The 13,393-nt window shown below is 70.3% G+C and carries 10 protein-coding genes; 3 read left to right on the forward strand and 7 right to left on the reverse strand.

The window, feature by feature from the left end:
* Positions 1 to 32: 32 nt before the first annotated feature.
* The 5 genes from FB465_RS13435 to FB465_RS13455 all read right to left on the reverse strand — a co-directional run bounded on the left by FB465_RS13435 (position 33) and on the right by FB465_RS13455 (position 6,850).
* Complete coding sequence (locus FB465_RS13435) at positions 33 to 1,301, reverse strand: ABC transporter permease (protein ID WP_170290434.1); 1,269 nt, start codon at positions 1,299 to 1,301, stop codon at positions 33 to 35.
* Positions 1,298 to 2,452 carry an ABC transporter permease gene (locus FB465_RS13440; protein WP_145790600.1) on the reverse strand — a complete coding sequence of 385 codons (1,155 nt, stop codon included), beginning with the start codon at positions 2,450 to 2,452 and terminating at the stop codon, positions 1,298 to 1,300. Before FB465_RS13440 ends, FB465_RS13435 begins: the two co-directional genes overlap by 4 nt.
* A gap of 4 nt (positions 2,453 to 2,456) precedes the next feature.
* Positions 2,457 to 3,980, reverse strand: coding sequence for an ABC transporter ATP-binding protein (locus FB465_RS13445; RefSeq protein WP_246193208.1), 1,524 nt, complete (start codon positions 3,978 to 3,980; stop codon positions 2,457 to 2,459).
* A gap of 330 nt (positions 3,981 to 4,310) precedes the next feature.
* Positions 4,311 to 5,381, reverse strand: coding sequence for a BMP family lipoprotein (locus FB465_RS13450; protein WP_145790602.1), 1,071 nt, complete (start codon positions 5,379 to 5,381; stop codon positions 4,311 to 4,313).
* A gap of 218 nt (positions 5,382 to 5,599) precedes the next feature.
* Entirely contained in the window at positions 5,600 to 6,850 is a 1,251-nt protein-coding gene (locus tag FB465_RS13455; RefSeq protein WP_425461172.1) for an amidohydrolase, read from the reverse strand.
* A gap of 373 nt (positions 6,851 to 7,223) precedes the next feature.
* Between FB465_RS13455 and FB465_RS13460 the strand changes: the two genes are divergently transcribed.
* Positions 7,224 to 9,293, forward strand: a complete 2,070-nt coding sequence (locus tag FB465_RS13460) for a S53 family peptidase (RefSeq protein WP_246192649.1) — start codon at positions 7,224 to 7,226, stop codon at positions 9,291 to 9,293.
* 63 nt (positions 9,294 to 9,356) lie between these two features.
* Here FB465_RS13460 and FB465_RS13465 read toward each other — a convergent pair whose 3' ends face one another.
* Positions 9,357 to 10,946 (reverse strand): acyl-CoA mutase large subunit family protein, encoded by a 1,590-nt coding sequence (locus tag FB465_RS13465; protein ID WP_145790607.1) that lies wholly within the window; start codon positions 10,944 to 10,946, stop codon positions 9,357 to 9,359.
* Between the two features lie 93 nt (positions 10,947 to 11,039).
* Here FB465_RS13465 and FB465_RS13470 point away from each other — a divergent pair, with 93 nt between their 5' ends.
* Together FB465_RS13470 and FB465_RS13475 are read left to right on the forward strand one after the other, a co-directional pair.
* Complete coding sequence (locus FB465_RS13470) at positions 11,040 to 11,780, forward strand: SDR family oxidoreductase (RefSeq protein ID WP_145790608.1); 741 nt, start codon at positions 11,040 to 11,042, stop codon at positions 11,778 to 11,780.
* A gap of 322 nt (positions 11,781 to 12,102) precedes the next feature.
* The gene (locus FB465_RS13475) at positions 12,103 to 12,606 is read left to right on the forward strand and encodes a 2-oxo-4-hydroxy-4-carboxy-5-ureidoimidazoline decarboxylase (RefSeq protein ID WP_246192650.1); all 504 of its coding nucleotides are present in this window, start codon (positions 12,103 to 12,105) and stop codon (positions 12,604 to 12,606) included.
* Between the two features lie 7 nt (positions 12,607 to 12,613).
* On the opposite strand, the gene FB465_RS13480 is transcribed toward FB465_RS13475, so the two are convergent.
* Positions 12,614 to 13,318, reverse strand: coding sequence for a hypothetical protein (locus FB465_RS13480; protein WP_145790610.1), 705 nt, complete (start codon positions 13,316 to 13,318; stop codon positions 12,614 to 12,616).
* Between the last annotated feature and the right edge of the window lie 75 nt (positions 13,319 to 13,393).

Genomic DNA, 13,393 nt, shown 5'->3' on the forward strand with positions numbered 1-13,393 from the left:
CTCCCAGTCGAAGGCCCCGGCGGAACGGCTCGTCACTTACCCTCGCCCTTGCGGTAGATCTGCCCGTCGGCCTTCGGCGGCCGCAGCCGCTGCGAGGCCAGCGCGAGCACCACCAGCGTGATCACGTACGGCGTGGCGACGATCAGCGGGCGCTCCACCGAGTCGGTGGTGGCGTACCAGACGCTCATGCCCAACGCGACCACGATGCTGACGAGCGTGGCGACGAACACCCGGCGGTACAGCTGCCACACGGCCAGCAGCGCCATCCCGATCGCGACGACGAGCAGCAGCACGTGCACGTTGTCGGCGTCGCGCAGCTGGAGGCTGTCGGTGAAGCCGAACAGGCCGGCACCCATGGCGAGGCCGCCCGGCATCCAGTTGCCGAAGATCATCGCGGCGAGGCCGATGAAGCCTCGGCCCTGGGTCTGGCCGTCCTTGTAGAAGTGCGCGGCCACCAGCGAGAGGTACGCACCGCCGAGACCGGCGAAGGCACCCGAGGCGATGACGGCCAGGTACTTGTACTTGTAGACGTTGACGCCCAGTGACTCGGACGCGGTCGGGTTCTCACCGCAGGACCGGAGCCGGAGGCCGAAGACGGTGCGCCAGAGCACGAAGTAACTGGCGATCAGCATCACGGCGGCGATCACGATGACCACCGAGAGGTTGGTGACCATACCGCCGATGATGCCCGCGACGTCGGAGACCAGGAACCAGTGGTGGTTCTCGATGTCCTTCAGGAAGGTCGACAGGCCGGGGATGGTGATGTTCGGCAGCGGATCGGCCGGCGGGGACTGGTTGGCACCGGCACCGGCCGACACGTAGTCCCGGTAGTAGATCCGGTTGACGTACGCGCAGATGCCGGGGATCAGCAGGTTGATACCGACACCGGACACGATGTGGTCGACACCGAAGGTGACCGTGACCAGCGCGTGCAGCAGACCGCCGAGCGCGCCGCCCGCCATTCCGGCGAGCAGGCCGACCCACGGGTTGACCAGGTAGCCGGCCCAGGCACCGCAGAAGGTGCCGGCGACCATCATGCCTTCGAGGCCGATGTTGACCACGCCGGCCCGCTCGGACCAGAGACCGCCGAGACCGGCCATGGCGATCGGCACCGCGGACCCGAGGGCCGCGCTGACCTGCCCGGAGGCGGTCAGGCCGTGGTTGCCGGTGATCGCACCGACGGCGGCGAACAGCACCAGGGCCGCGGCGATCAGCAGCAGCACCACCGGCCAGGTGAGCTTGGACTTCTTCGCGGGCGCACTGCCCGGGGACTTCGGCCGAGCGGCAGTTGCCGTACTCACGCGGCCACCTCCTTGTTGGCAGCAGCCGCAGCCTGAGCGGCGAGCTCGGCGCCGACCTTCTGCTGCTGGCGCTTGAGGCCGTAACGGCGCACCAGCTCGTAGGCGACGACGACGCAGATGACGATGGTGCCCTGCATGACGGCGACGATCTCCTGCGGGTAGTTGCCCTGCAGGGGCAGCTGGGTGCCGGCGACGTCGAGGAAGGCGAAGAGCAGCGCCGAGAAGGCGATGCCGATCGGGCTGTTCCGCCCGAGCAGGGCGACCGCGATACCGGTGAAGCCGAGACCGGGCTGGATGCTCTGACCGAAGTAGTACGAGCTCGACAGCAGCTCCGGCAGGCCGATCAGGCCGGCGATCGCACCGGAGACCACCATGCTGGTGATCACCATGCGCTTGACGTTCACGCCGGAGGCCTTGGCGGCGCTCTCGGAGCGGCCGGTCGCCCGCAGGTCGAAGCCGAACTTGGTGCGGCTCAGGGTGAACTGGAAGAGGATGCCCACCAGCGCGGCGATCACGATGAAGCCCCAGAGGGTGCCACCCGCGGTCTCGATCGTGAAGAAGTGGCTGGACTCGGAGACCGGGGCGGTCTGGATGGCGTTGCTGGTCCCGCTCACCTTCGGCGCGAAGCGTCCGGGGATGAGCAGCAGGCCGACCACCGCGGTGGCGATGGCGTTCAGCATGATGGTCGAGATGACCTCGCTGACGCCCCGGTAGACCTTGAGCAGGCCGGCGATGCTCGCCCACAGGCCGCCGACAACCATGGCGGTCACCAGCAGCAGCGGGATCTGCAGGAACGAGGGCAGGTCGACCTGGCTGCCGACGAACGCGGCGAACAGAACGCCGAGCCGGTACTGGCCCTCGACACCGATGTTGAACAGGTTCATCCGGAAGCCGAAGGCGGCCGCGCAGGCGGCAAGGTAGTACACCGTGGCCCGGTTGAGCGTCAGCACCTGGCCGTCGGACGCGGTTCCGTAGCGGAACATCACGTCGAAGGCGTTGAACGGGTCCTTGCCCGAGACCGCCAGCAGGACGGTGCAGATCGCCATCGACAGCAGCACGGCCAGGACCGGGGCGGCCAGGCCGAGCAGGATGCGCTCGACGTCGAAGCGGCCGGCCGCCTTGGGCTTGGCGGGCGCGTTGGGACTGGTCATGTGGTTACTCCCCCGCCTGCGGGTCGTCGGCGGTGTCGGTGGGCTGATCGCCCGCGGCCTCGGTGCCCTCGTGGAGGATCTCGTGGAACTCCTCGACGGCCTCCGGCGCGGACTCGATGTGGCCCGCGGCCGCACCGGTCATCGCGGTGCCCAGGTCCTCGGCGGTGACGGTGGCCGGGTCGGCGTCCGCGACCAGGCGGCCGCGGTAGATCACCCGGATGGTGTCGGAGAGGCCGATCAGCTCGTCCAGGTCGGCGGAGATCAGCAGCACCGCGAGGCCCTCGCGCTGGGCGGCGCGGATCTGCTCCCAGATCTGCGCCTGCGCGCCGACGTCCACACCACGGGTCGGGTGGGCCGCGATCAGCAGCTTGGGGTTGTGGCTCATCTCGCGGCCGATGATCAGCTTCTGCTGGTTGCCGCCGGAGAGGGAGGCCGCGGTGACCTCGATGCCGGGGGTGCGGACGTCGTACTCCTCGACGATCCGCTGGGTGTCCTTGCGCGCACCGGCCGGGTCGAGCAGGAAGCCCTTGGAGTTGGGCTCCTCGGAGACGTGACCGAGGATGCGGTTCTCCCAGAGCGGCGCCTCGAGCAGCAGCCCGTGGCGGTGCCGGTCCTCGGGGATGTAGCCGATGCCGGCCTCGCGGCGGGTCCGGGTCAGCTCGTCGGACAGGTCGACGCCGTCGAGCGTGACGGTGCCGGCGTCCAGCGGCAGCATGCCCATGATGGCCTCGACCAGCTCGGGCTGGCCGTTGCCCTCGACACCGGCGATGCCGAGGATCTCGCCCTTGTGGATGGTCAGCGAGATGTCGTCCAGGACGACGCGCTCGATGCCCTCGAGGTCGGCCTTGGCGATCCGCAGGCCTTCGACCTTGAGCATCTCGACGTCGGTGACGGTCGACTCACGGCTCTCCGGGGTCGGCAGCTCGGCGCCGACCATCATCTCGGCGAGCTGGCGGGCCGTCACGGTCTTCGGGTCGGCGTCGCCGACCGTGGTGCCGCGCCGGATGACGCTGATCGCGTCCGCGACGGCGAGCACCTCGTGCAGCTTGTGCGAGATGAAGATGACGGTGACGCCCTCGGCCTTGAGCTCGCTGAGGTTGGCGAAGAGCTCCTCGACCTCGTGCGGGACGAGGACGGCGGTGGGCTCGTCCAGGATCAGGATGCGGGCGCCGCGGTAGAGCACCTTGAGGATCTCGACGCGCTGGCGGTCGGCCACTCCGAGGTCCTCGACCAGGGCGTCGGGGCGCACGTTCAGGCCGTACTGGTCGGAGATCTCCTTGATCTTGGCCTTGGCCTTGGCTCCTATCCCGTGCAGCTTCTCGCCGCCCAGGACGACGTTCTCCCAGACCGTCAGGTTGTCGGCCAGCATGAAGTGCTGGTGCACCATGCCGATGCCGCGCGCGATGGCGTCGGCGGGAGTGTGGAACTCGACCTGCTCGCCGTTGACGGCGATGGTGCCCTCGTCCGGGCGCTGCATCCCGTACAGGATCTTCATCAGGGTCGACTTGCCGGCGCCGTTCTCACCCATGAGGGCGTGCACGGTGCCACGGGCGACGGTGATGTCGATGTCGTGGTTGGCCACGACGCCGGGGAAGCGCTTGGTGATGCCGCGCAGTTCGACGGCCGGTGTCGCCGTCCCCACGCTGGGGGTGCCGCCCTTGCTGAGGGCGGGGTCGGAAGCGGTGATGGCGATCTCCTGGTGGTCGGGAGGCGCGTCGTTGCGCTGGAGGGCCAAGATCAGTGGGGGGAAAGGACGGAGCCCGGTGGGTGTGCGTTGAGCGCACCCTGCCGGGCCCCTCCCTGATGTTGCGTCAATCATGCCCGCTGCCTGCGGAAGGCAGCGTCAGGCTGGCTGGGATCAGCCCTGCGGAACGGTCGGGACCTTGGTGGCACCCGAGGTGATCGCCTGGGTGGCCGCGTCCAGCTTCGCCTTGTACTCGTCGATGAAGCCGCCGGTGGTGGACAGCGAGACACCGTTCGCCTTGAGGTCGAAGTTCTTGACCCCGGTGAGCGGGTTGCCGTCCTTGGCCGCCTTGATGTAGCTGTACACGGCGGTGTCGACGTTCTTCACCATCGAGGTGAGGATGTGGTCCTTGTACTTCACCAGGGCCGGCTGGGCGGCCTGGTCGGAGTCGACACCGATGGCCCAGGCACCCTGCTTGTTGGAGACGGCCTCGATCGCGCCGTTGCCGGAGGAGCCGGCCGCCGAGTAGATGACGTCCGCGCCCTTGTCGAGCTGGCCCTGCGCGGCCTCCTTGCCCTTGCCCGGGTCGTTGAAGCCGCTGAAGTCCGGCGGGGTGGTGAGGTAGGTGGTGAAGACCGGGATCGACGGGTCGACCGAGGCGACACCGGCCTTGTAACCGGCCTCGAACTTCTTGATCAGCTCGGACTGCACGCCACCGATGAAGCCGACCTTCTTGGTCTTGGTCTTGCTGGCGGCGGCGACACCGGCGAGGTACGAGCCCTCCTGCTCCGAGAAGGTCAGGGAGGTGACGTTGCTCGGCTGGGTCGCGGAGGCCGAGTCGATGATCGCGAACTTGACGTTCGGGTTGTCCTTGGCGACCTTCTCGACGGCGCTCTGGTAGACGAAGCCGACCGCGATGACCGGGTTGTAGCCGGCGGTGACCAGGCTCTTGAGGCGGGTCTCCTTGTCGGCCTCGGCCTCACCGGTCTTGGCCTCGGCCTCGTTGACGGTGACGCCGAGCTCGGACTTGGCCTTGTCGAGGCCACGGGCGGCGGAGTCGTTGAACGACTGGTCGCCACGGCCACCGATGTCGTACGCCATGCCGACCTTGAGGCCGGAGGCGCCGGCAGCGGCGCCGGTGGAGGAGGACGTGTTGTCGGTGCTCTTTGCGCCGCAAGCGGCGAGCGAGGCGATGCCCAGGGAACCCGAGAGCACAACCGCGGCGAGCTTCAGTGAACGGCGCAAGGGAGTATCTCCTTCTCACACACCCGTTTGGCGTGGTCGAGCGCCACCGTAACGCGCGTAGAACACGGTTGTGTTACGGCCTGCGAGGCCATTCGGGTTGTTATCAAAATGTGGTCCTACGTCCGCACAAATCGGACAAATCCCCACAGTACTCGACCCAAATGTCACTACTGAATGGTAGCGAGTGACCACCCTACGCCGATCCGGCCCCAGCAGCCTCAGACTCGCCCGTGCTCCAGCGCGAGCGCCGCGAAGAGCTCGACCCCGATGCCGATCGACCGCTCGTCGACGTCGAAGCGGCCCTGGTGCAGATCGCGGACGGCCGTCTCGTGCGGAGCCCGTACGCCGAGGCGGGCCAGCGCGCCGGGGGCGTGCTCCAGGTACCAGGAGAAGTCCTCGCCGCCCAGGCTCTGCTCGGTGTCCTCCACCACCGGTCCGTCGCCGGCCGCGAAGCGGGCCGTCATGGCGGCCTCCAGCTGCAGGATCGAGGTGTGCTCGTTCACCACCGGCGGCACGCCGCGGTGGTAGTCGAGGGTCCACTTGGCCCGGTGGGTCTCGGCGATCTTGGCGATCAGCTCGTGCAGCAGCTCGGGCGCCTCACGCCAGCCGGCCAGCTCCAGGCACCGGACGGTGCCCTCCAGCTCGGCGTGCTGCGGGATCACGTTGGACGCCGACCCCGAGGCGATCCGGCCCCAGACCAGGCTGACGCCCCAGCGCGGGTCCATCCGGCGGGCCAGCGCGGGGGGCAGGTCGGCGGCCAGCCGGGCGATGGCGGTGACCAGGTCGGTGGTCAGGTGCGGCCGGGCGGTGTGGCCGCCGGGGCCGTCAAGGTGCAGCACCAGCCGGTCGCACGCCGAGGTGATCGCGCCGATCTTCAGCCCGATCCGGCCGACCGGGACCTTCGGGTCGCAGTGCACGGCGAAGATCCGGCCGACCCCGGCCATCCCGTCCGCGGCGATGACGTCGAGCGCACCGCCCGGCATCACCTCCTCGGCCGGCTGGAAGATCAGCCGGACCGGCTGCTTCAGCTCCCCGGCCCTCGCCGCCTGGGACAGCACCAGAGCGGTGCCGAGCGCGATCGAGGTGTGCACGTCGTGCCCGCAGGCGTGCGCCCGCCCCGGCATGGTCGAGCGGTACGGGACCTCGGACTTGGCGTCGTCGATCGGCAGCGCGTCGATGTCCGCCCGGAAGGCCAGGAGCGGAGTCCCGGGCTTCGTCCCGGCCGGCACGATGTCCACGATCATCCCCGTCCCGCCGGGCAGCACCCGGGGGGTGAGGCCCGCCGCCAGCAGCCGCTCGCGCAGCAGCCGGGTGGTGCGGAACTCCTGCCGGCCCAGCTCGGGGTGCCGGTGCAGATCACGGCGGAACGCGATCAGCTCGGCCTCGTACGCCCGTACCCGTGCGCGCAGGTCCGAACCGGGGCGGACGGGGGGCCGGGGCGCCTTCTCGGCGGGCTGAGGATCGTTCACCTCAACAAGAGTAGGCCGGTGGAGGGGATTTGGCCTGACTTCTGTCGAAGTGGTCCCCGGATGGGTGCATACCGGCCGCACAGGTGGGTATGACATACCGTTTCAGCCGCCTTCCCGGTGATCGCTGCCCTGTGCAACGAATGCCCGCCCGGACGGACACGGCGGCCCTTCCCCGGCATTCCCCACCGGTCCGGTCATGTACTGGCAAAGCTTTGGCATGCGCTCTTGAGCCACGGACGCGTGTGCGAATAGACAACTACCGCACAGTCAACTTCCCTGCCGCGTTCGGGCTTCACCGGTCGCGGCTCGCTCCGTCATGCCCTCACGAAGGTGCCTGACGGTCCATCCTTTCCGAGAAAAGTGGGGAACCTACGTGCCAGCAGCACGCAGCAGGCTCTCCCGGATAGCCGCAGCGGCACCTGCCGCCGCGCTGATCCTGGGAACGCTCGCGGTCGCGAGTCCCGCCAACGCCGTCACCCCGGCCGGCGAGCCGAACACCGCCAAGGAGCTCTCCGGGACCCACCCGGCCTGGGCCACCGCGCAGGCCGATGCGGGAGCCGTGTCCGACTCCGCCCCGGGCACCGCCCGGATCTACCTGGCCGGCCAGGACCAGGCGGGCCTGACCGCCCTGGCCAGGGCGGTCTCGGACACCGGCTCGCCCGCCTACGGGCAGTTCCTCTCCGCCGCCGAGGCCAAGGCCCGGTTCGGCGCCACCCCGGCGCAGGTCAAGGCGGTCACCGCCTGGGCCACCGGGGCCGGCCTCACCGTCACCGAGACCACCGCGCACTACCTGCAGGTCTCCGGCTCCACCGCCGCGCTGGCCAAGGCCTTCGGCACCCAGTTCCACAACTACCGTACGGCGGACGGCACTCACCGCGCCCCGACGAAGGACGCCGTGGTCCCGGCCGCCATCGCGGGCTCGGTGCTCGCGGTCGGCGGGCTCAGCGACGTCGCGCACAAGGACGTCTCGCACGCCGTCTCGGTCAAGGACGCCGAGAAGGCCGCCGCCGCCCGGTCCAACAGCCTGGTGGCACCCGACGGCAAGAAGGCCGACCCGGCGCTGCCGACCGTGCCGACCTGTTCCGAGGACGGCTACGGCTCCAAGACCGCCAAGGGCGCACCGGCCGGCTACGAGAAGAACGAGCCCTTCTCGCCCTGCTCGTACACCCCGACCCAGCTGCGCAAGGCCTACGGCGTGACGGATGCGAAGGTGACCGGCAAGGGGGCCCGGATCGCCATCATCGACGCCTACGGTCTGTCCACCATGGAGGCCGACGCCAACCACTTCTCCACCCTGCACGGCGACAAGCCGTTCACGGCGGGGCAGTACCGGGAGTTCGTCACCCCGGACAAGTGGGTGCACCAGGACGAGTGCGGCGGCGCCGACGGCTGGGCCGGCGAGGAGGCGCTCGACGTCGAGATGGCGCACGGCCTCGCGCCGGACGCCCAGGTGACCTACGTCGGCGCCAACTCCTGCTACGACGACGACCTCAACGCCGCGATGGCGAAGGTCGTCGACGAGCACCTGGCCGACGTGGTCTCCAACTCCTGGGGCGAGATCATGCACGGCAAGAGCGGGGACATCGACCCCGCCGTGGTGGCCGCCGACAACCAGATCTTCCAGCTCGGCGCCGTCCAGGGCATCGGCTTCACCTTCTCCAGCGGTGACTGCGGCGACAGCTCCCCGGGCGCGGCCGCGACCGGTGTGAACTGCCAGGCCGACACCAACCAGGCCCAGGCCGACTGGCCGTCCGCCTCTCCGTGGGTCACCTCGGTCGGCGGCTCGACCCTCGAACTCGCCGACAAGGCGGGCCACTACGGCCACGAGGTGTCGATGGGCGACCAGCGCTCGGTGCTCTCGGCCGACCAGAAGTCCTGGAGCCCCTTCCCCGGCTTCTTCTACTTCGGCGGTGGCGGCGGCGTCTCCAAGGACTTCCAGCAGCCCTGGTACCAGAAGGGCGTGGTGCCCGACGCGATCGCGACCGTGGCGGCCGACGGCACCAAGTCCGCGACCCCGCTGCGGGCCACCCCCGACGTGGCGATGAGCGGTGACCTGGTCGCCTCCACGCTGGTCGGCTACACCGCCGGCGGCACCTACAGCGAGGGCGGCTACGGCGGCACCTCGGTCTCCGCTCCCGAGTACGCGGCGATGCTGGCCGACGCCATCGAGGTGCGCGGCGGCCGGGCCATCGGCTTCGCCAACCCGGCCATCTACGACCGGGCCGGCGGCAAGGCCTTCCGCGACGTGAACGACTCCGCCGTGCACAACAAGTTCGGCAACGTGGTCGACCTCGGCGTGGTCAGCGGCACGCTCCGCGTCCGCCTGTACAAGGTCGCGGCCGACTACGGCCTGACCGCGACCCGCGGCTACGACACCGCAACCGGTGTGGGTACCCCCGCCGGCCGGGACTTCTTCAGGTCCTTCCGGCTGCACCAGCACTGAGAACGGCTGAGTGGCCCGGAGTCGCACCCGACTCCGGGCCACTCGGCGTTTCCCTGCCGACGGTCAGAACCGGTCCACCGGCCGGTAGGTGCCCCAGACCTCGCGCAGCGCGTCGCAGACCTCGCCGACGGTGGCGCGAGCGGCCAGTGCCTCCTTCATCGGGTACAGCACGTTGTCCCGCCCCTCGGCCGCCCTGCGCAGCGCGGTGAGGGCGCGGTCGACGGCGGAACCGTCGCGCTCCGAACGGAGTTCGGCGAGCCGGGCGGCCTGCTGGGCCTCGATCGCCGGGTCGACCCGCAGCGGTTCGTACGGCTCCTCGACGTCCAGCTGGAAGCGGTTGACGCCGACCACCGTGCGCTCGCCGGAGTCCTGCTCCTGCTGGATGCGGTAGGCGGTGCGCTCGATCTCGGACTTCTGGTAGCCCCGCTCGATCGCGGCCACCGAGCCGCCCATCTCCTCGACCTTGGCCATGAGTTCCAGCGCCGCGGCCTCGACCTCGTCGGTGAGGTGCTCCACCACGTACGAGCCGGCGAAGGGGTCGACGGTCGCGGTGACGTCGGTCTCGTACGCGAGGACCTGCTGGGTGCGCAGCGCGAGCCTGGCGGCCTTCTCGGTGGGCAGCGCGATGGCCTCGTCGAAGCTGTTGGTGTGCAGCGACTGGGTGCCGCCGAGCACCGCCGCTAGCGCCTGGACGGAGACCCGGACCAGGTTCACCTCCGGCTGCTGGGCGGTGAGCTGGACGCCGGCGGTCTGGGTGTGGAAGCGCAGCATCTGCGACTTCGGGTCCTTCGCGCCGAACTCGTCCCGCATCACCCGGGCCCAGATCCGGCGCGCGGCGCGGAACTTGGCGACCTCCTCGAGCAGTGTCGTGCGGGAGACGAAGAAGAAGGAGAGCCGCGGCGCGAAGTCGTCCACGTCCATCCCGGCCGCGACGGCGGTGCGCACGTACTCGATACCGTCGGCGAGGGTGAAGGCGATCTCCTGCGCGGGGTTCGCCCCGGCCTCGGCCATGTGGTAGCCGGAGATCGAGATGGTGTTCCACCTCGGGATCTCGGCCCGGCAGTACCGGAAGACGTCGGCGACCAGCCGCAGCGAGGGCTTGGGCGGGAAGATGTACGTCCCGCGCGCGATGTACTCCTTCAGCACGTCGTTCTGGATGGTGCCGGTGAGCCTGCCGGACGGTACCCCCTGGGCCTCGCCGACCAGCTGGTAGAGGAGCAGGAGCAGCGAGGCGGGCGCGTTGATGGTCATCGAGGTGGATACCTCGCCGAGCGGGATGCCGCCGAAGAGCACGCCCATGTCCTCGACGCTGTCGATCGCCACACCGACCTTGCCGACCTCGCCGGCGGCGATCTGGGCGTCCGAGTCGTAGCCCATCTGGGTGGGCAGGTCGAAGGCGACGGAGAGACCCGTGGTGCCGTGGGCGATCAGCTGCTTGTAGCGCGCGTTGGACTCGGCGGCGGTGCCGAAGCCCGCGTACTGGCGCATGGTCCACGGCTTGCCGGTGTACATGGTCGGGTAGACGCCGCGGGTGTACGGGTACCCGCCGGGCCTGCCGAGCCTGGTGGCCGGATCCCAGTCGGCGAGGGTCTCGGGGCCGTACAGGGGCTCGATCGGGAGGCCCGACTCGGTACGGCGGGGCTCGGCTGCCATGAGGTCCTCCGTGCTGGGGTTGCGCCTGGGCGAGGGCGGACGATCCCTCATTGAGATGATCGGTTGTACCGACCGGATTTTCAGGGAGTGGCAATGACCGAACAGAAGGTGGCCGTGGTCACCGGTGCGAGCAGCGGCATCGGTGCGGCGACGGCGCGGCGGCTCGCGGCGGACGGGTTCGACGTGGTGCTGACCGCCCGCCGCACCGACCGGATCGAGGCACTGGCCAAGGAGATCGGCGGGCGCGCGTACACCCTCGATGTGACGGACCGCGCCGCCGTGGACGCCTTCGCGGCCGAGGTCGGCCGGGTGGACGTCCTGGTCAACAACGCCGGCGGGGCGATAGGCGCCGAGTCCGTCGAGGCCGGCGACCCGGCCGACTGGCGGGCCATGTACGAGGTGAACGTCCTGGGCGTCCTGAACGTCACCCAGGCACTGCTGCCCGCCCTGCGGGCCACCGGGGACGGCACCGTGCTGATCCTCAGCTCGACGGCGGCGCTGGCCGCGTACGAGGGCGGCGGCGGGTACGTCGCGGCCAAGCACGCCGCGCACACCATCGCGGCGACGCTCCGGCTGGAGCTGTGCGGCGAGCCGATCCGGGTGATCGAGATCGCCCCGGGCATGGTGAAGTCCGAGGGCTTCGCGGTCACCCGCTTCCGGGGCGACGAGGAGAAGGCGGCCTCGGTGTACGCGGGCGTGGCGGAGCCGCTCACCTCCGAGGACGTCGCGGACACCGTCTCCTGGGCGGTGACCAGGCCCTCCCACGTGAACATCGACCTCCTGGTGGTCCGCCCCCGCGCCCAGGCGGCCAACCACAAGGTCCACCGGGGCTGACCGTCACGCAGAGGGGAGGGTTGTGTCGCGGGAGTGTCAACGTCACAACTTGATAGCTCGATCGAGTGAATTCTGCGCGCTCCCTCCCCAACTGATGAGCCCTCAACTACCGTGGTTCCGCGGCACGGCCGGACCGCACAGTACCCGGCCCCGTCCCTCCTCCACCGGCACGTCGCGCAACCGCACAACACCTACTTTCGTCACTGCCGACACGGTCAACCGGTGCTCCATCCTTGGTGGAGACCTCTGACGCCCTTCCCGCCCTCACGAGGAGGACCCGCTGGCCAGCGACATCCCGCCGCAGCGACTCGACCCGCTGTCGGTGCCGTCCCTGCTCGGGCTTCACCGTTTCAACGAGGCCGACCCCGGCGCAGCCGAGGAAGCCCTGCTGGCCTGCTGCGGCAGCCACCGGTGGGCCCTTCGGCTCACCGCCCACCGCCCTTACCCCGACATAGAGTCCCTGCTCGCCGCCGCCAGTGAGGCTTCGTACGATCTGCGTCCGGCGGACCTCGCCGAGGCGCTGGCGGACGAGAGCTGGATGCCCCAGCCACTGCTCGGCATGCGCGCACCGGGCAGCCAGGCGGCACACACCGCTCTGCGGGCCGCGCACGCCGCGTACGAGGCACGGTTCGGACATGTCTTCGTGGTCTGCCTGGAGGGCATCGCCCCCGAGGAGATGCTCGACACCGTGCTCACCTCGATCCGCACCCGGCTGGCCAACGAGCCGGACGAGGAGCGGCTGGTCGCGGCGGACGAACTCCGCCGGATCGCCCTGACCAGACTGGAGCACCTGGTCGCCACCCACTCCGAGGCCGGCGCGCGCTAGACAGGAGCTAGCCCTGCTGCGCCTTCCGGAGCTTGGCCACCTGCGTCCGGACGACCCGGTCGTCCGGCGCGGGGGCCGGCTCCTTCCCCACCCCGACGGTGCTGAAGACCGCGAGAGCCGTGCCGGTCCTGGCCAGCAGGGCGCGCTGGGAGAGCACCACCGCTCCCGATTCATTCGTGAGAGTGAAGGCCGTGGCACCGTCGGCTCCCTCGGGGGTGGGCGTGTCGAGCCGGGTCAGCCGGTGCTTGGTACGGACGCCCTTCTGCACTCCACCCGTGCTGGAGGTGAACGCGGTGCACTGCGTCAGCAGCTTGTCGAGCTGGTCCTGGAGTTGGGCGGCCCGGCCGGGGCGGAAGGCGAGCAGGCCCGCGTAGACGGCAGCCCCGGGGTCGGCGGACCGGGCGACGCTCAGGTCGGTCTCGGCCAGCGGGCCCGCGGCCGGGTTGGCCGGGGCCACCGCGTCCAGAACCGGCTGGCAGGCCGGTACGTCGGCCGTCTCGCGGTCGTTCCCGGGCCCGGTCTCGCCGTGACCCGGGGTCATCACGGTGACCACGTACCCCTGGCCGAGGTCTCCGTCCGAGAGCACGGCGGCCCGCAGCTGCTCGGCGGTCAGCTCCCGCGGCGCGGCGGCCCGGTCGTCGGAGGGGGTGACGGTGGTGCAGCCCGCGGCCAGCAGTACGCAGCAGAGGACACGGACGGAGCGAGTGGGCACGGCGGTCCTCGGCGGGTGAGTGGGCATCAGCGGATGCGCTACCGTAACGCAGCCGGACATGTACACAGGGTCACC

The sequence above is a fragment of the Kitasatospora atroaurantiaca genome (genome assembly GCF_007828955.1).
GTDB classification, from domain to species: Bacteria; Actinomycetota; Actinomycetes; order Streptomycetales; family Streptomycetaceae; genus Kitasatospora; species Kitasatospora atroaurantiaca.